General features: G+C 38.8%; 16 protein-coding genes, 2 pseudogenes and 1 riboswitch. Of the genes and pseudogenes, 7 read left to right on the top strand and 11 right to left on the bottom strand.

Annotation, left to right across the window (positions count from 1 at the left end):
* The 4 genes and pseudogenes from safA to JCM19034_RS13855 form a co-directional block, all read right to left on the bottom strand.
* Positions 1-916, bottom strand: a 916-nt coding sequence (gene safA / locus JCM19034_RS13870) for a SafA/ExsA family spore coat assembly protein (protein WP_156323992.1), incomplete at its 3' end; no start/stop codon positions are given.
* A gap of 266 nt (positions 917-1,182) precedes the next feature.
* Positions 1,183-2,286 (bottom strand): quinolinate synthase NadA, encoded by a 1,104-nt coding sequence (nadA, locus tag JCM19034_RS13865; RefSeq protein ID WP_062050653.1) that lies wholly within the window; start codon positions 2,284-2,286, stop codon positions 1,183-1,185.
* Positions 2,283-3,124, bottom strand: a pseudogene (nadC, locus tag JCM19034_RS13860) (carboxylating nicotinate-nucleotide diphosphorylase). Before nadC ends, nadA begins: the two are co-directional and overlap by 4 nt.
* Before the next feature lie 27 nt (positions 3,125-3,151).
* A pseudogene (locus JCM19034_RS13855) lies at positions 3,152-4,659 on the bottom strand (FAD-binding protein); the annotation flags it as partial.
* A gap of 185 nt (positions 4,660-4,844) precedes the next feature.
* On the opposite strand from JCM19034_RS13855, the gene JCM19034_RS13845 reads away from it, so the two are divergent.
* From JCM19034_RS13845 to JCM19034_RS13835, 3 genes are read left to right on the top strand one after another with little or no spacing between them, the layout of a single operon-like run.
* Positions 4,845-5,963, top strand: coding sequence for an IscS subfamily cysteine desulfurase (locus JCM19034_RS13845; protein WP_062050647.1), 1,119 nt, complete (start codon positions 4,845-4,847; stop codon positions 5,961-5,963).
* 7 nt (positions 5,964-5,970) lie between these two features.
* Positions 5,971-6,519 carry a transcription repressor NadR gene (locus JCM19034_RS13840; protein ID WP_062050645.1) on the top strand — a complete coding sequence of 183 codons (549 nt, stop codon included), beginning with the start codon at positions 5,971-5,973 and terminating at the stop codon, positions 6,517-6,519.
* Positions 6,520-6,558: 39 nt separating this feature from the next.
* On the top strand, positions 6,559-6,753 hold the full coding sequence (locus JCM19034_RS13835) for a hypothetical protein (RefSeq protein WP_062050642.1): 195 nt from the start codon (positions 6,559-6,561) through the stop codon (positions 6,751-6,753).
* Between the two features lie 30 nt (positions 6,754-6,783).
* Here the strand turns inward: JCM19034_RS13835 and pheA are convergent, their stop codons facing one another.
* The 4 genes from pheA to JCM19034_RS13815 form a co-directional block, all read right to left on the bottom strand.
* Entirely contained in the window at positions 6,784-7,647 is an 864-nt protein-coding gene (pheA, locus tag JCM19034_RS13830) for a prephenate dehydratase (protein ID WP_062050640.1), read from the bottom strand.
* 16 nt (positions 7,648-7,663) lie between these two features.
* Complete coding sequence (locus JCM19034_RS13825; protein WP_062050638.1) at positions 7,664-8,116, bottom strand: ACT domain-containing protein; 453 nt, start codon at positions 8,114-8,116, stop codon at positions 7,664-7,666.
* A gap of 455 nt (positions 8,117-8,571) precedes the next feature.
* Complete coding sequence (gene obgE, locus JCM19034_RS13820) at positions 8,572-9,855, bottom strand: GTPase ObgE (RefSeq protein ID WP_062050636.1); 1,284 nt, start codon at positions 9,853-9,855, stop codon at positions 8,572-8,574.
* Positions 9,855-10,388: a Spo0B C-terminal domain-containing protein gene (locus JCM19034_RS13815; protein WP_062050635.1), complete on the bottom strand. Its 534-nt coding sequence runs from the start codon at positions 10,386-10,388 to the stop codon at positions 9,855-9,857. The genes obgE and JCM19034_RS13815 overlap by 1 nt, the downstream gene beginning before the upstream one ends.
* Before the next feature lie 339 nt (positions 10,389-10,727).
* On the opposite strand from JCM19034_RS13815, the gene JCM19034_RS13810 reads away from it, so the two are divergent.
* From JCM19034_RS13810 to JCM19034_RS13800, 3 genes are read left to right on the top strand one after another with little or no spacing between them, the layout of a single operon-like run.
* Entirely contained in the window at positions 10,728-11,573 is an 846-nt protein-coding gene (locus JCM19034_RS13810) for an ABC transporter ATP-binding protein (protein WP_062050633.1), read from the top strand.
* Positions 11,506-12,261, top strand: a complete 756-nt coding sequence (locus JCM19034_RS13805; RefSeq protein WP_062050631.1) for an ABC transporter permease — start codon at positions 11,506-11,508, stop codon at positions 12,259-12,261. The genes JCM19034_RS13810 and JCM19034_RS13805 overlap by 68 nt, the downstream gene beginning before the upstream one ends.
* A 17-nt stretch (positions 12,262-12,278) precedes the next feature.
* Positions 12,279-13,319: an aliphatic sulfonate ABC transporter substrate-binding protein gene (locus tag JCM19034_RS13800; protein WP_062050629.1), complete on the top strand. Its 1,041-nt coding sequence runs from the start codon at positions 12,279-12,281 to the stop codon at positions 13,317-13,319.
* 51 nt (positions 13,320-13,370) lie between these two features.
* On the opposite strand, the gene JCM19034_RS24185 is transcribed toward JCM19034_RS13800, so the two are convergent.
* Positions 13,371-13,979: a serine hydrolase gene (locus tag JCM19034_RS24185; RefSeq protein WP_062050626.1), complete on the bottom strand. Its 609-nt coding sequence runs from the start codon at positions 13,977-13,979 to the stop codon at positions 13,371-13,373.
* Positions 13,976-14,413: a serine hydrolase gene (locus tag JCM19034_RS24180; RefSeq protein ID WP_062050624.1), complete on the bottom strand. Its 438-nt coding sequence runs from the start codon at positions 14,411-14,413 to the stop codon at positions 13,976-13,978. The genes JCM19034_RS24185 and JCM19034_RS24180 overlap by 4 nt, the downstream gene beginning before the upstream one ends.
* A 148-nt stretch (positions 14,414-14,561) precedes the next feature.
* Positions 14,562-14,661: riboswitch (purine riboswitch) on the top strand.
* An 81-nt stretch (positions 14,662-14,742) separates the two neighbouring features.
* Between JCM19034_RS24180 and guaC the strand changes: the two genes are divergently transcribed.
* Positions 14,743-15,723, top strand: a complete 981-nt coding sequence (guaC, locus tag JCM19034_RS13785; protein ID WP_062050622.1) for a GMP reductase — start codon at positions 14,743-14,745, stop codon at positions 15,721-15,723.
* 71 nt (positions 15,724-15,794) lie between these two features.
* On the opposite strand, the gene hemY is transcribed toward guaC, so the two are convergent.
* The gene (hemY, locus tag JCM19034_RS13780; protein WP_062050663.1) at positions 15,795-17,195 is read right to left on the bottom strand and encodes a protoporphyrinogen oxidase; all 1,401 of its coding nucleotides are present in this window, start codon (positions 17,193-17,195) and stop codon (positions 15,795-15,797) included.
* Positions 17,196-17,197 lie beyond the last annotated feature (2 nt).

Here is a 17,197-nt window from a genome sequence, read left to right as displayed (position 1 = left end):
GCATTGGGTCTTGTGGTGGCATCATCTGCATTTGCTGCATTGGGTCTTGTGGTGGCATCATCTGCATTTGCTGCATTGGGTCTTGTGGTGGCATCATCTGCATTTGCTGCATTGAGTCTTGTGGCATTTGCGTTAATGGCTGTTGAAACATTGGCTGCTGTGGGCCACAGTCTTTACAGCCTGAATTTGTAGGATATGGTTGCATCGTTTGTGGATAATAAGGCATCGGCTGCGGCTGCATATTCATTTGATTCACTGCATGGTATGGATTCTGCTTAGGTGCACAGCCTGGCATAACTGGACTTATAGGTACAGGTGTGCAATCAATGGGCAATTCCATCGGTTGATGGTAGATTGGCTGCTGTTGAGTTTGAATTGGTTGGGCTTGTGGTGGCATAGGTTTAACTTGTTGCTGTGGCTTCTGATAAGTAGGCTTTTGTATTGGCTTTTTATAAGGTTGTGGTGTTGGCTTTTTTACTTCTTCCTTCACTTCTTCTTTTTTTGCTTCCTTTGGTTTCACTAACGGTGCTGGTTTTTTTGTTGGTTGTGGTTGCGGCTTATAAAAATGGATATTTGTTTCGTAAATATTTTTCTTGAAATTCATTTTTTTTGTTGATGGCTGTGGCGGCGGTGGTGGAGCTACTGGTATCTCCATCTTCGGCATTTTTACTGGCTGTTCTTTCGGCTGTTCTTTTGGTTGCATTTGAATCGGTTTCTCTTTTACGGGAGCCATTTGAGTAGGTGCTTCCTTTTTAACTGGGACACTACCAGTTGGAATTTTAATTTTCATTCCAGGCATTATCATATTTGGATTAGATAATTGAGCATTTGCAGCTTTTAACTTTTCAAAGTCCACACCGTACTTTTGCGCCAGCTTCCAAAGAGTGTCGCCTTTTTGGACAATATGAATTTTCACAATCTTTCCCCTCCTCTTGTTCTCAATATCATCCTATGTGAATGTAGGCGAAATGACACGAGCCTTTCACAAAAATGCAATGAAATCGGCTTTTAGCACAGTTTATGTTCACAAAAAAGGGTTTATGCCTATAAGTAAAATACTCTATTTTTTTCAAACTAAGCTGCCAAAAATGATAAAAATAAGCTGGATAAAAATAAGCTGCCGCAAGGTCAATCTGACCAAAAACGACAGCAATAACTTATATTTCATGACAGCTACCTATATTATTTACGTTGGAGCATTCTTTCTAAAGCGAATTTTGCTTCTATAGTTGTCGTTTCATCAACAGTAATCGGGTAATGGAAGTTACCTTTTTCCAACTCCTCTAATGACCATAACAAATGGTCAATATCAATCCGGTTCATTGTTAGACATGGGCACATCGTTGGATTTAATGAAACAATTTCCTTGTCGGGATGTTGCTTGGCAAGTCGTTTAACTAAATTCATCTCTGTTCCAACTGCCCAAGATGTTCCAGAGTTTGCCTGACGAATTGTCTCAATAATGAAATGGGTAGACCCATTTAAATCAGCTGCTTGCACGACCTCATGTGGGCATTCTGGGTGAACAATAATCTTTGTCTTTGGTGAATCTTTGCGGAATTGTTCGATTTGAGAAACAGTAAATTTTTCATGAACAGAACAATGTCCTTTCCATAAGATTACCTTTATCTTCTTGATATCACCTTCATATTCAAGTTTGCGATTAATCGGATCCCACACGGCCATCTCATTTAAAGCAATACCTATGTCATATGCTGTATTTCTGCCTAGATGTTGATCAGGTAAGAACAAAAGCCTTTCTTTTTGCGTAAATGCCCATTCAACCATCTTCTTAGCGTTTGATGACGTAACGGTTGCTCCACCATTTCGACCACAAAAAGCTTTTATTGCAGCTGTGCTATTTACATACGTGAGTGGCAAAATCGATTCACCGAACAAATCCTGCAAAACCTCCCAAGCATATTCAGTTTGATTAATATCTGCCATATCAGCCATTGAACATCCTGCTTTTAAATCTGGCAAAATAACATGTTGTGCATCAGTCGTAAGCATATCTGCCGTTTCTGCCATAAAGTGGACTCCACAAAACACGATGTATTCCGCATCCTTGTTGTCTTGTGAAATTTGTGCTAATTGCAGGGAATCTCCCGTCACATCTGCAAATTCAATCACTTCATCCCGTTGATAATGGTGTCCAGGTATAAATAACCTTTTACCTAATCGTTTCTTAATCATCCAAATACGCTCTCGTTTTTCATCTAGCGTCATCTTACGGTAATACTCAGGCAAACGATCAATTGTCGTTAATTGCTGTAATATGCTCATTGTTGTGTCTCCCCCATTAATAAAAAGCTAATATCTGTTGATTGAACTGAGTGTGTTAAACAGCCAAGAGAAATATATTGACAGCCACATCCGCGATACTCGGCTAACGTCTCCAACGTTATCCCCCTGATGCTTCTGTAACGATCTGATCCGGTACAAACTGCAGGTATCTCTTCACCTCAGATGGACTCGCATTATCAAACATAATCACATCTACACCAACATCAATTGCTTCCTTAACCTCTTGTTCGTTAGTTGTTTCAACCTCTATTTTTACCATATGCCAATTTGACTACGTACTGCTTCAACGGCTTGTGTTACACCACCACTTGCTTGAATGTGATTTTCTTTTATTAGTACAGCATCACTTAAACTACGTCGGTGATTATAAGCACCACCACAACGAACCGCATATTTTTCTAGCATACGTAACCCAGGTGTAGTTTTTCTCGTGTCACAAATCCGAATCGTTGGATCATTTAGGATATTCTTCGCTTTATGAGCCATCGATGCAATACCAGACATACGTTGAAGCAAATTCAAAATTACTCGCTCACCTGCAAGTAAATCATTGACATTACCTGAAACTGTTGCTAGAATTTCTCCTTTTTTAAATACCTCTCCGTCTTTTTGAACAACTCAACAGACACTTCACGATTAATGAGTTCATAGCCAATGACAACAACTTGTGCTCCAGCCATAATACCGTCCTCTTTTGCAATAATGTTCGCATGGCGAACACCTAGACTAACAGCTAACGATTCTGTCGTTACATCACCCTCACCAATGTCTTCTAAAAAAATTCTTCAAGCTTGCGTTTTAACAGTAATTGATTCACTTTCTCATCCCCTAACCTTACCTTTTATATGACCTCGGTTTTACTATTTTGAAATTTTCTATTTATTTCGTGCTTTACATATTTTTTTAGCCAACGTTGATCTTGTTCCGGAAAGTCTGAGCGAAAGTGCCCACCCCTACTTTCGGTTCGCTTTAATGCCCCTTCAACAATAAGACTTGCTGTTACGATCATATTTTTCCGTTCAAAATAATCCACATCTTCTTCGTCAAATACGACTAATGCTTCTTCAATATATGGGGCCAACCAATTTTTTAAAGTACGTAGACCAATAAAAGAACGTTCTATTCCAGCATAATCCATCAGTTTCTGTTGGATCGCTACTTTTGATGGAATTCTTTTCTTAGTAGTTGTTTTCAATGACTCTAATGCAATCTCAACGAGTTTTTTTTGCTTGCTCTCCCTTTTCACAGCTTCACTAACCTTCTCGGCAAACACAAATCCTTCAAGCAAAGAATTACTGGCTAATCGATTCGCTCCATGCACACCTGTACATGCTACTTCTCCGACAGCGTATAAGCCATTAAGAGACGTTTGCCCGAATACATTTACTTCGACTCCACCACTGCAAAAATGTGCACCAGGCGATACCTGAACGGGTGTAGTAGTTAAGTCTATCCCTACTTTTTTAGCCCGTTTAGTTAACCCAGGAAATCGCTTAGTAATGTTCTGAATGCCTCGACAGTCAAGATACACGTGCTCACCCTTTTGGATAGCTCGATATATCGCCCGACTTACGACATCACGTGGAGCTAAATCAGCCTCTGGATGACATGACATAATTTTATGCCCTTCTTCATTAATCAGCATTCCACCTTCTCCCCGAACCGCCTCACTTATTAGTCCTTGCGATTCATTGTTGCTAATAAAAAGGGTCGGATGAAACTGAACGAATTCCATATCCTTTAACGTTGCTCCGGTCCGATAGGCAAGAGCATATCCATCACCTGTTGCCTCTTGAACATTGGATGTATACGAATAAAGCTGACCTAATCCACCTGTTGCTAACACTGTTGTTTTCGCAAATATTGTTCCTTTATTTGTTTTAACTCCAATCACACGCTGATCCTTCTTAATTAGTGAATAGGCAATTGTTTCTTCAAGAATATTTACTCGCGTTTTTATTGCGTTAATCAAAGCAGCCGTAAAGGCCTGACCTGTTTGATCTCCGTTCACATGAACAATACGTCTTCGTTGATGAGCTCCTTCCATCCCTAAAATAAGTTCATCATCCTTTTGGTCAAAACGTATCCCTAACGCTTGCAAACATTTCACAATAGCAGGTGCTCTCTTTACTAAATATTCAACATGCTGTTCATGATGATGATTCTGCCTGCCTTTAATGTATCTACAAAATGCTGTTGCCACGTATCATCTTTCCCTAGTGATGCAGCCATTCCGCCTTGTGCCCAGCTAGAATTACTCTTGCTTACCTTTGACTTTGTGATTAATATCACATTTAAATCATCAGCCAATAAATGTGCTGTCATCAAGCCTGCAACACCACTACCAATGATGACGACATCAGCTGTTTGTCCAGCCATGTCTTCACCTCCAATTAAACTTAACACTTGTCTTGTCACCTATCTTTACATAAAATAATAAACGTGGCAAGATGTTATTTTAGGAAAGTTGAAATTATTTTGAGATCTTTTAATAAATTTCTATGGACAGTTTTTTATGAAAGAAGTGAGTTGATAAGATGATTTATTTTGATTATAGTGCTACAACACCTATGTCAAATATTGCTATTGAAACGTATAGTAAAGTTGCAAAGGAATACTACGGTAATAGCCGCAGCTTGCATAGACACGGACAAGAAAGTGCTGATGTATTGGAAATGAGTAGACGTTCTCTAAGCGATATACTAGACTGTCATGCAGAAGAACTTTATTTTACCGGATCAGGATCTGAAGCAACGTTTTTAGCTTTAACTAGTTTGGCTTTTGCCCATCAAAACAAAGGTCGAACCATTTTAACGACAAAAGGGGAACACCACTCCGTTCATCAAGCATTACATTATCTTGAAAATCTAGGCTTTACGATTAGCTATCTTCCCGTCGACCAATATGGTAAAGTAGAAATCTCTGATCTCCTTCACTTACTTAATGAGGATGTTATTCTCGTTTCCATTGGCCATGCGAACAGTGAAGTAGGGACAGTACAAGATTTGCAAACAATTGGAAGAATCCTCAATGAACACAAAATCCTTTTTCATTGTGATTGTGTGCAAACATTTGGAAAGATTCCCATTCCGCTTTCAAATTTAACGAGCATAAGTGTATCAGCCCATAAATGCTACGGACCTAAAGGAGTAGGACTTGCCTATATTCAAAAGCAAATTCCTTGGAATTCATTTTTGCGAGGAACAACTCATGAAAATGGATTTCGTGCTGGTACAATTGATACTCCTGCTATTGCTGCATTTACCGCTGCTGCTGAAGAGTCTGCGTTTTTGCGTCAGCAAGAAATGGAACGGCTCGCTCATTTTAGGGATTTGTTTTTACAAGCTTTTCATCATGATAACCGGTTAATTCTCGAAGGTCATCCAACTGAGCGGTTACCATTTCATTTAGCATTACGTCTTAAAGGAATTGAGGGCCAGCTTGTTATGCTTGAATGTAATCGAAGAGGGCTTTCTATTTCTACTGGCTCGGCCTGTCGAGTGGGCGATACAACTCCTTCATCAACTTTAATGAGTGTCGGTCGTACAAAAGAAGAAGCATATGAGCTTATTCGAATTACATTTGGACGATGGACAACGAAAGAAGATGTCGATAAACTAATAATAGCGATAAAGGAGATTCTCGAACGGTACTAAAGGAGAAATGAACATGAATAACGGAAAGAAAATTTTAGGCGAAGAACGGCGTAAACGAATAGTTGAATGGCTAACTTCTACAAGTGCTCCGATTACGGGCAGTGAATTATCGAAAAGAACGAATGTTAGTAGACAAGTGATTGTCCAAGATATTTCGATCCTAAAAGCGAAAAAGCATCCTATTATTGCCACCGCCCAAGGTTACTTATACAATCAAATCAAAAAGCCTGAACTAGCTAAGCGCATGATTGCCTGTAAACACGATCGCGACGAAACGAGAGAAGAATTATATATTCTTGTCGATCACGGCTTAACCGTCTCACAGGTTATAGTCGAGCATGCAATCTACGGGGAAATAACCGCTTCCCTTATGGTCTCGACTCGACATGATGTTGAACGCTTTTGTCAACGGTTAGACGAAACGAATTCCTCGCTTCTGTTAGAGCTAACTGATGGTGTACACCTCCACTTGGTCGAAGCTGCGAGCGAAGCCCAAATTGACCATGCTATCGCTGAGCTCGACAAGAAAGGGTTTTTGCTTGATGAATATGAATAAGCAAGTAGTTGACTTTATACAACAAAAAGGTGCGTTTTGATGAGAACAAGCTTTAAGCTTCTCTTTTTTTCGGTCATTTTATTCGCTCTTGCTCTGCTGTTAGGATTTCGTGAATATACTTCCTATGCTGCACTCCTTCTTTTTGTTTTACTAGTAGGCTATGGATTTCAATCGTTTCTAAAGGCATACAGTCGTTATAGACATCATCAATCAAAAACAACAAAAAAGCGCTAAAATGTAGCGCTTTTTTGTTGTTTTTGATATTTACGCTTTCGTTTGGACAATTGCTAAGTCATAACATGGATAACTTCCTAAAAGCTCTACTCCACAGCCAAGTGCCTCTAACTCCGAGATGACACCAGGTATTAATACATCATCAAGCTTCTTTTCAACGTCAATAATAAAGAAATAATTACCAAGACCTGTCTTAGTTGGCCTCGATTCAATTTTCGTCAAGTTTAACTTCCTCCATGCGAATGCTGATAATACTTGGTGAAGTGCACCTGAAAAATCAGAAGGTAATGTAACCATTAATGTTGTTTTATCTTCCATTCGTGCTGGCCCTTCTATCGAAATAGCATCTTCACGTTTCCTTAGAACAACAAAACTTGTTCTATTTTGTTGATAATCATGTACGTTGTCATGAGAAATCACTAGATCATATTCTTCTGCCGCTAATTCATTTGCAATAGCTGCAATTGGCATTTCTGGATGATTGGCAACATATTCTGCAGCAGAAGCAGTTGAATTCATATGCTCCCACTCAGCATTAGGATAGAACTGTTGCAAGAAATCATGGCACTGGGCAATAGCATGTGGGTGTGAAATGATTTTCTCAATTTGTTTCTCTTTATTGCTTGGATGAATTAAACAATGCTGCACGATCGGCAACGTCACACCACCGACAATCGGTAAACGTTGCTTATGAATTAAATAATCTAAGGTCAAATTAACGGTGCCTTCAATTGCGTTTTCAATTGGTACTACCGCAAGCTCCACGTCTCCTTTTGCTACCGCATCCATACAAGCCGGAATCGTCCGAAAAGGTATTAGAAACTCTTTGGCAAATAAGCCACGTGCTGCCATCTCGGTAAATGTCCCTCTAGGTCCTAAATAGCCAACCTTCATGTTGTTTTCGCTCCTTTTAAGATCCAGTTCCTACTAATTCAATCTTTTCAACTGCTTCTAGCTGTTCAATCCAATCCATTAATTCTCCAAGGTCAAGCTTCATCGGTGCTGTATCTATTGTGATCGTCATATGGGCACGACCTTGCAATGGAATTGTCTGATTTATCGTTAACACATTTGCCCCAGTTTCAGCCACCTTTCCGAGCAGCTGAGAAAGAGAACCTGATCGATCCACTAAAATAATCGATAACGTGACAATCTTTTCACGAACCATCGTATGGAAAGGAAAAATGCCATCTTTATATTTATAAAAAGCACTGCGACTCATACCAACCTGATGAACCGCCTCGTTAATTTTTGTGACTTTACCTGAATGTAGCAATTCTTTAGCTTGTAATGTTTTTTCCATCGCTTCAGTTAACATATCAGCACGAACTAAATAAAAGTCAAAGTCCTTCCTTGATGTCAAATTACAGCACCTACCTTACCACTACTTTATCTTTCCTATTATAAATAGTACTGCACCTATTTGACAATAAGAAATACGAGAGGTTATTTTTTTGATGCGTCGTTTTGCAGTTCTATAAGTATGGTTCTATCAAGAAAATATGTAAGGAATAAGCTGCAATTACTCCCTTGAAATTCCTGCAAAGTTCGTTATTCTCCTTACTTAATTAGTACAAACAAATACTTCATCATTCTAATTACAACCTATAACCCAAGTTTACACTTCGACTGGCTATTGCAGTACTATAGCAGCAATTAATGATTGTGAATTAAAAGAATTAAGAGTTAGATGCCTTTGCCTTAGAAGGAATAAGAAACAGTGAAGCCTCTAACCCTGTTTAAAACATAACAATAATTGATACTAAGCGGCCTTAAAAAACATGCACACTATACAACTGTATAATGTGCATGTACTTCTTAATCAATAAATTCAAACTCAAAGCTTAACAAGCGAACAATGTCTCCATCTTTCGCCCCACGTTCACGTAGAGCATCGTCAACACCCATCCCACGCAATTGTCTTGAAAAACGTCGAATGGATTCCTCTCTGGAAAAATCAGTCATTTTAAATAACTTTTCAATTTGTGCCCCAGATAAGACATACGCACCGTCATCATCTCGAGAAATCACAAACGGAACATCTGCTTTCGTATGCTTATATAATACACGAGTTGATTCCTCTGTTTCTTCATGAAGCGGGAATTCTGGTGTTTCTTCTAACTTATCGGCAATCGTAAGCAACAATTCACGTAATCCTTGTCTCGTAACAGCAGAGATTGGAAAAATAGGATAATCAGCATTTATTTGTTCTTTAAACTTCTCTAAGTTTGCTTCTGAATCCGGCATATCCATTTTATTCGCTACGATGATTTGAGGACGCTCCAATAATCGCAAGTTGAATTGCTTTAATTCCTCATTAATTAATAGGAAGTCTTCATAAGGATCACGACCTTCGAGTGCTGACATATCAATCACATGAACAATCACTCTCGTTCGCTCAATATGTCTTAAAAATTGATGGCCAAGACCAACACCTTCATGTGCCCCTTCAATCAATCCTGGTAAATCTGCCATTACAAAGCTACGCTGATCCTCTGTCTCGACAACACCTAAATTGGGGGAAATAGTTGTGAAATGATAATCAGCGATCTTCGGCTTTGCTGCAGATACAACCGATAATAACGTTGACTTTCCTACACTCGGAAAACCAACTAACCCGACATCAGCTAACACCTTTAATTCAAGAATAACATCACGTTCTTGTCCAGGCTCACCATTTTCAGCAATTTCCGGAGCTGGATTTGCAGGAGTAGCAAACCGTGTATTACCTCGACCACCTCGTCCCCCTTTTGCGATAACAGCACGTTGACCATGCTCCGTAAGATCTGCTATTACTTGTTCTGTTTCTGCATCTATAACAGTTGTGCCAGGTGGCACTTTAACGATCATATCCTCAGCATTTTTCCCATGCTGATTTTTCGGTCGACCGTGTTCCCCTCTAGATGCCTTAAAATGACGTTGATAGCGGAAGTCCATTAACGTTCGTAACCCTTCTTCCACTTCAAATACAACACTTGCTCCTCGACCACCGTCTCCACCAGCTGGGCCACCATCTGGAACATATTTTTCACGACGAAAAGAAACTTGTCCGTTCCCACCGTCTCCACCTTTTACATATACTTTTACCTTATCAACAAACATTAATGTCTCACCTCATTTTTCGAAAAACATGCAGATAATAAGCATTCCTTTTCATGGAAGTCTTCAACAGTGAGATGTAATGGCATTAATTCTTCCCATTCCTCAACTCTCATCTGCACGACCCCTTGAAAATCAAATGTTACTTGACAACCGCCCTCATTAAAAACAAATGAAAGTAGCACATTGTGCTCTGCATCTTCCGTACACGTATTATTTAGTTTTTCCAATACTGACTGACATAACCGAAAAAGACGATCTTCTTCATGCTTAAGAGAAAAAGGCTCTCCAACAATCTCATACTCTAATTGAACTGGATATTGATTCCAATGATAAGTAAGAAGATAATATTCAACCTTTGTTACAGAGAGTGATGATAGTCGACTTTCACAAAAAGCTTGCCTTGTCGCCTGCTCGATAATTCCTTCGATTCGATCATAGCGTTTAAGTGCAACATTTGCTTTAATTAATTGGATTACATTTAACCAATCATGCCTAGCATGACGGAGCGCTTTAATGACATCTTTTTCTTCCATTGACTTCCTCGTTCCCCCAACGTAAATAGTTCGGACATTCTTTTTCTATCGATTATCTTACCATAAACCAGTAGCTTTTAGTGAATTTGAACATGAAAACGATTGAATCTAATTCTTTTATACATAATAGGAAATAATGATATGTATAAAAATGAGCTCCTCGATTTATAAAACAAGGCAATTTCCCACACAATGAGTGCATTTAAAATGATAACTTTCCCCTAGATAAAAAGGGAATTGACAGCGGTCGCGAATCTGTTATACTAAAACAAGTTTAAACCGACAAGAAAAGTATGAATTACGAATAAAGGAAGAGCCAAGAGAAAGGGGGAGCATATTATGTCTAATGTAAAAATAAAAAATGTAGGCAAAACATTTGAAAATAAAGAAGAAAAAACGTCATATACCGTATTTGATAATATTGACTTAGAAGTTCATTCGGGTGAATTTGTTTCGTTACTCGGACCATCTGGATGTGGAAAGTCGACTTTATTAAATATTGTCGCTGGTCTCGATAAAGCTAGTAACGGTGTTGTATACGTTGGCGACCATGAAGTTAAAGGGCCAGGTGCTGATCGAGGCGTTGTCTTCCAAGAAGCAGCACTCATGCCATGGATGTCAGTCCTTGACAATGTAATGTTTGCCATCAAAAAGCAGTACGGTAAGGCTGAAGCTAAAGAACGGGCCATTGAATATTTAAAGCTGGTTCACTTAAGTAAATTTATTAACTCTTACCCGCATGAGCTTTCAGGTGGTATGAAGCAACGTGTATCGATTGCTAGAGCACTTGCAATGGACCCAGAAGTACTTTTAATGGATGAGCCGTTTGGAGCTCTCGATGAACAAACACGCTCAATGCTTCATAAAGAAGTTCAATATATTTGGCAGCAAACGAAAAAAACGATTCTCTTTGTCACTCACAACATTCGTGAATCGATTCTCTTATCTGATCGAATCGTTCTAATGGGAACTCGACCAGGTGGGATTATTGAAACATACGATGTTCCTTTTCCACGGCCACGTAAAACTGGTGATGAAGCGTTCACTTCTTTAGAAGATCGTATTAGTCAGCGTCTTGCTGGAGAAATAGATAAAGTCATGAAGGAGGAGATGGGAGATGATTACCGCAGTCAGAAGGCTACTCTTCTTTACAGTTCTCATCGTGATATGGGAGATCATATATAGATTAGATGTCTTTGGAACACAAATGTTCCCTTCTCCCTTTCTTTCATTTGTTGAGCTCTATAAAGGTTTTTTTGAAACAGGCATATTAACTGCAGCCCTTACAACAAGCTTAGGACGAATATTACTTGGATTTGCTCTTGCTATTATTATTGGTTCTATTTTAGGGATTACTCTAGCAACATCTAAACTAGCTGATGAAACATTAGGATCACTTGTCGTTGCCTTACAATCCGTTCCTAGTATCGTCTGGCTCCCACTAGCTCTTGTCATGTTTCAAGGTGGACCGACGGCGATCCTATTTGTCGTTATTTTAGGGGGAACATGGCCAATGACAATGAATGTACGTATGGGGATGAAAAATGTACAGCCAATTCTAATACGTGCAGCAAGAACAATGGGATACCGCGGCTTTGAGCTAATTTGGAAAGTGATGATTCCTGCCTCTATCCCTTCTGCTCTTTCAGGCATTCGCCTATCATGGGCTTTTGGCTGGCGGGCATTAATGGCTGCTGAATTATTAGGACGCGGTGGTTTAGGTCGTACACTAATGGATGCTCGAGATTTCTTTAATATGGAGCTTGTTATTGCGATTATGATCATTATTGCTGTTATTGGCCTTATCGTAGAATATTTCATTTTTAACCCTATTGAGCGTAAAGTACTAACTCGTTGGGGATATGCAAAATAAAAGGAGAGATAAACATCATGAAAAAATGGATTTTAACAATCGCAACAGCTGTATTATTAACTATTATCGCAGCATGTGGTACAGCAGATGAAAACACAAATGGTGCGAACCCAGAAACTGATGCCGAAGAAGTTCCAGGTGAGGATGTAAGAATTGGTTATTTTCCAAACCTTGATCACGCAGCTGCAATTATCGGTAAAGAAAAAGAGTACTTTGAAGAAGAATTAGGAAACCGTGGAGCAATTTACGATTATTTCCCGAATGGGAATGACTTTATTGATGCCCTATCTACAGGAACATTGGACATTGGTTATGTTGGCCCTGGCCCCGCTATTAACTACTTCTTAACAGGTGGAGATGTTGTCGTACTAGGTGCTGCAGCAAACGGAGCAACATTAATCGTCTCACGTGAAGATTCTGGTATTGAAACATTAGAAGACTTTGGTGGCAAATCGTTCTGTACTCCAGGTAATGGCTGTACTCATAACGTACAACTTGAAATTATGTTAAAAGATCTCGGTCTCGAATCGAATCGTGTTGGCGGAACGGTAGAACATCAATCACGAATTAATCCAGCAAATATGGTAGCAATGTTTGAACAAGGTCAAATTGATGCTGCAGCTGCACCAGAACCGTGGGGGACTTATTTAGTAGAGGAACTTAATGCCAACGTCGTTGCTGAATGGGATGAAGTATTTGTTGGTGAAACATTGCCAAGTGTTGTTATCGTTACGACAAATGAATTTTTAGAAGAAAATCCAGAAGCTGTCGATGCAGTCCTTCGTGGTCATAAGCGTGCAGTTGAATATACAGCTGAAAACGTTGATGACACATTAACAACGATTAACGATCACCTTTATGATCTGACGCAAAACCGTCTACCTGAAACGGTATTAGAAAAAGCATGGAATCGAATGGTTGTAACAACAGAAACACATCCAGACGCATTACAAGCTTGGGCAGATGCCTCTTATGAGCTAAAGTTTATGGATGTTGAGCCTAACTTAGAAGGCTTTGTTGATACATCAAAACTTGATGCAATTTTAGAAGAAGAATAAAGCGTCAAAGTGCTCAGATAATGAAATCTGAGCACTTTTTTTATTACACAGCTATTTTAATGCAATAGCTAATTTTATGGCTGTTCTAATCGGAATTGTCGGATTAGCCAGCTGATTTACACCTCCTACTAAAAACAGTTCCTTATGGGGATAATAAAAAGCAAATGAGCCTGTTGAACCTGTATGTCCGACCAATTCACCTTTCCCCGTGAATAGTGTTGAAAAACCTTCTAAAGGGATTCTCATATATCCACCGCCGTATTGAATTGGGTACATAGACATTTGTAAATGATTAGACAGACTATGTTTCTTAAAATGAATGTGGCTAAATAATTGTCCACTAAAAAATGCTTTCATAAATACCATTAATTCTCGAGCTGTCGACACTCCTCCACCACTTGCAGGGCAGCTATTGATAAAAAGTGGGCGTTGAAGTCGGGTTTGTTTATAATAAATATCAGGAACAAAGTCATTTTCTTCTTGAGGTAAATAAGTATTTTTGAGTCCCAGAGGTTCATAGATAAACTGATTATAAATATCTTCTAATCGTGAATCAGTTACTTTCTCTATAATCTTTCCAAGAATATCGAAGTTCACGTCCGCATAATAGGCTTTATTTGCAGAATTCGGTGGGAAATGAGGCTTTAATTGCTTAGTCATAGCAATCGTTTCATCAAAACTGATGTGTAAATCCTTTTGAATAACATGCTTTTTGATACTATCTTCCCTCTCCTCAAAACATCCGGCAATCCACTTGTTTGACACATCAAATGAGAAATGGTCAATTCAGCAGAATAATCCACTCCCTTGTATACGTGGAGCTTGTTTATCAAATGTTGATCAAAGTAATTTACTATTTTATCATCCAATGACAGCTTACCTTTTTCTTCTAAAGCGAATATACAAGTAGTCGTAAATAATTTTGTAATGCTAGCCAGCAGCAATAATGTTTCTTCTGTTTTACCTCCGTATACTTTTTTATAAGAAAAATCACCATTTTTACTCTCAATTAATAATACGCTTTCATGAATTTGGCTTGATTTGGTCAACTTATTAAATATAGTATCTATTTTTTGCTCATAATTTGTTTTCATAAGCATTTTCCTTTTTTATGGCTATTTTTATATAAAGGTATATTCTTCAAATCTCGCGAAACTCCTTTTTCAGGAATGTATAAAAAAGACGAATAAAAAACCATTTACATATCTTAATAGTTCGGTTATAATAATATTTGTGTTTAAAAAGTATATGAAGTAACACATTCGTATATTCTTAGTAATATGGTCTAAGAGTCTCTACTAGGAACCTAAAAATCCTAACTACGAATGGGTGGATTTCTCTACCCATTTATAGTTAGGATTTTTTGATAATACTCTAATTACGAACAATACTATTAAAAATGATTCATTTAGGAGTGTGTAAAATGGAAAATGTATTTGATTATGAAGATATTCAATTAATTCCAAATAAATGTGTGGTTACAAGTCGTTCTGAGTGTGACACTACTGTGATTTTTGGAGGGCGTCAATTTAAACTTCCTGTTGTACCAGCAAATATGCAAACAATCATCAATGAAGAGGTAGCACTATATCTCGCTGAAAATAATTATTTTTATATTATGCATCGATTTGAACCAGAAAAACGGCAAGCATTTATAGAGAATATGCACGCGAAAGGCCTCTACGCTTCCATAAGTGTTGGCGTGAAAGACGAAGAGTATCAATTTATTGAGCAGCTTGCAGAAAGGCAGTTACTCCCTGAATTCATTACAATTGACATTGCACATGGTCATTCAAATTCAGTTATTAAGATGATTCAGCACATTAAACAACACCTGCCTAAAAGCTTTGTTATTGCTGGTAATGTTGGAACTCCTGAAGCTGTTCGGGAGCTAGAGAATGCTGGTGCTGATGCAACGAAGGTCGGGATTGGTCCTGGTAAAGTATGTATCACAAAAGTTAAAACTGGCTTCGGTACTGGCGGATGGCAATTAGCAGCACTTCGTTGGTGTGCAAAGGCAGCAACTAAACCGATCATTGCTGATGGTGGAATACGAACACATGGTGATATCGCAAAATCAATCCGTTTTGGTGCAACAATGGTTATGATTGGATCCTTATTCGCCGGACATGAGGAGTCCCCAGGGGAAACGTTCGAAAAAGATGGAAAGCAATATAAAGAATATTTCGGTTCTGCTTCTGAATATCAAAAAGGTGAAAAGAAAAACGTCGAAGGAAAAAAAATGTACGTTGAATTTAAAGGCTCCTTACAGGATACGTTAACGGAAATGGAACAAGATCTTCAATCTTCGATTTCATATGCTGGTGGAACGACTTTAGATTCTATTCGTCACGTAGATTACGTTATTGTGAAAAACTCGATTTTTAACGGAGATAGATTATAATAATGCTTCAAAGCCAGCTACTTAATCTTCAATGATTAAATACGCTGGCTTCTTACTAATGATTGTAATGGTCACGATTCATTCAAAAATTGAAGAACTTCACTCGCTGCTACTTCCCCTTGATCAATACAATCTGGTAAGCCAATTCCTTTATATGCTCCTCCAGCTAAAAAGATCCCAGGATAATGCTTTTGAACATCTTCCATAAGTTTGTTGATTTTAAACGAATGTCCGACCTCGTATTGTGGCATAGCTTCCTTCCATCGTGTCACATAAGAAAAGTCGGGATCGCCTTCAATCGCGACAATTGTTTTTAAATTCGCTAATGCTGCCTTTACAATTTCGTCATCTGCTTGATCAACTATCTGTGAATCATCTGGACGACCGACATATGCTCGCAGCAAGGCATAGCCTTTGGGTGCTGTGTGGCTCCATTTTTTATGCGTCCACGTACATGCTGTGATAATATGGTTACCTTTCTTTGAAACAACAAAGCCAGTTCCCTCATATGGTAAGTTAACATTCTCCTCTTTAAAAGCCATCGCAACCGTCGCCACAGAAGTAGCTTTCATATTTCTTAGATAAGAGAACAGGTTTTCGTTAGCAAATAAATTCGCTGTCACTTTCGCAGGTGTAGCTACAATGACTGCATCATATTGCTTTGATTGTTTCTCAAGTTGCAATAGATAGCCACTATCAGCTTTAATAACTTCCTTAATGTGAGTTCCTTTATAAATTGTCCCACTCTGCAAGTAAGCTTCAATTCCTTTAATAAAGGATTCTAAGCCTTGTTTAAACGAAAGAAACATACCTGTTTTTTTCTTGGACGTTGTTTGCTTATTAGCTGCCTGTTGTTGCGAGAGACCTTTAATTAAGCTGCGATGCTCCTGCTCCATTTTTTGGAAATGGGGAAAAGTGGCCCGCAAGCTTAAACGATCTAGATCACCAGCATAAATTCCTGATAACAACGGCTCAATGAGGTGATCGACTACTTCATCACCTAAACGTTTGCGGAATAAGTGGCCCACTGAAAGATCCTCATCAGGCTCAGTAACTGGGGGTAAGAATAAATCCTTCGTTACAGCAAGCTTACCCTTTAATGAGAGCAAACCTGTTTGCATAAACGGCTTAAGCTGCGTCGGAATTCCCATTACAGCCCCTTCAGGAATTGGATATAATGTCGAGCCTTTTAAAATGTATGCTTGACCTGTGTCATTAGCAAGAAGCTCATCTTCCATTCCAATTTCCTTTGCTAATCGTGACATACTTTGCTTACGTGCTAAAAAAGAATCCGGTCCCCGTTCAATAACAAATCCGTCACGTTTTTCTGTTCTAATTTTGCCTCCTAAACGATCCGAGGCCTCATACAAATCATACTGAAGCTGCGCACCAGCTTTAACTGCTCTTTCTAACTGACATGCAGCAGCTAAACCAGTAATTCCCCCACCAATAATCGCGATGCGTTTTGTCAAAA

This window comes from Bacillus sp. JCM 19034 (genome assembly GCF_001310635.1).
In the GTDB taxonomy this organism is placed as follows: Bacteria; Bacillota; Bacilli; order Bacillales; family Bacillaceae_D; genus Halalkalibacter.
Note: the sequence above shows the minus strand (reverse complement) of the source record. Positions and strands in the feature narration are given on the sequence as shown.

What these genes read in the sequence shown, in the direction of transcription:
- nadA (WP_062050653.1), bottom strand. Translation starts at nt 2,286, where the DNA reads ATGAGCATATTACAGCAATTAACGACAATTGATCGTTTGCCTGAGTAT.
- JCM19034_RS13845 (WP_062050647.1), top strand. Translation starts at nt 4,845, where the DNA reads ATGATTTATTTTGATTATAGTGCTACAACACCTATGTCAAATATTGCT.
- JCM19034_RS13840 (WP_062050645.1), top strand. Translation starts at nt 5,971, where the DNA reads ATGAACATGAATAACGGAAAGAAAATTTTAGGCGAAGAACGGCGTAAA.
- JCM19034_RS13835 (WP_062050642.1), top strand. Translation starts at nt 6,559, where the DNA reads ATGAGAACAAGCTTTAAGCTTCTCTTTTTTTCGGTCATTTTATTCGCT.
- pheA (WP_062050640.1), bottom strand. Translation starts at nt 7,647, where the DNA reads ATGAAGGTTGGCTATTTAGGACCTAGAGGGACATTTACCGAGATGGCA.
- obgE (WP_062050636.1), bottom strand. Translation starts at nt 9,855, where the DNA reads ATGTTTGTTGATAAGGTAAAAGTATATGTAAAAGGTGGAGACGGTGGG.
- JCM19034_RS13815 (WP_062050635.1), bottom strand. Translation starts at nt 10,388, where the DNA reads ATGGAAGAAAAAGATGTCATTAAAGCGCTCCGTCATGCTAGGCATGAT.
- JCM19034_RS13810 (WP_062050633.1), top strand. Translation starts at nt 10,728, where the DNA reads ATGTCTAATGTAAAAATAAAAAATGTAGGCAAAACATTTGAAAATAAA.
- JCM19034_RS13805 (WP_062050631.1), top strand. Translation starts at nt 11,506, where the DNA reads ATGATTACCGCAGTCAGAAGGCTACTCTTCTTTACAGTTCTCATCGTG.
- JCM19034_RS13800 (WP_062050629.1), top strand. Translation starts at nt 12,279, where the DNA reads ATGAAAAAATGGATTTTAACAATCGCAACAGCTGTATTATTAACTATT.
- JCM19034_RS24185 (WP_062050626.1), bottom strand. Translation starts at nt 13,979, where the DNA reads ATGACTAAGCAATTAAAGCCTCATTTCCCACCGAATTCTGCAAATAAA.
- JCM19034_RS24180 (WP_062050624.1), bottom strand. Translation starts at nt 14,413, where the DNA reads ATGAAAACAAATTATGAGCAAAAAATAGATACTATATTTAATAAGTTG.
- guaC (WP_062050622.1), top strand. Translation starts at nt 14,743, where the DNA reads ATGGAAAATGTATTTGATTATGAAGATATTCAATTAATTCCAAATAAA.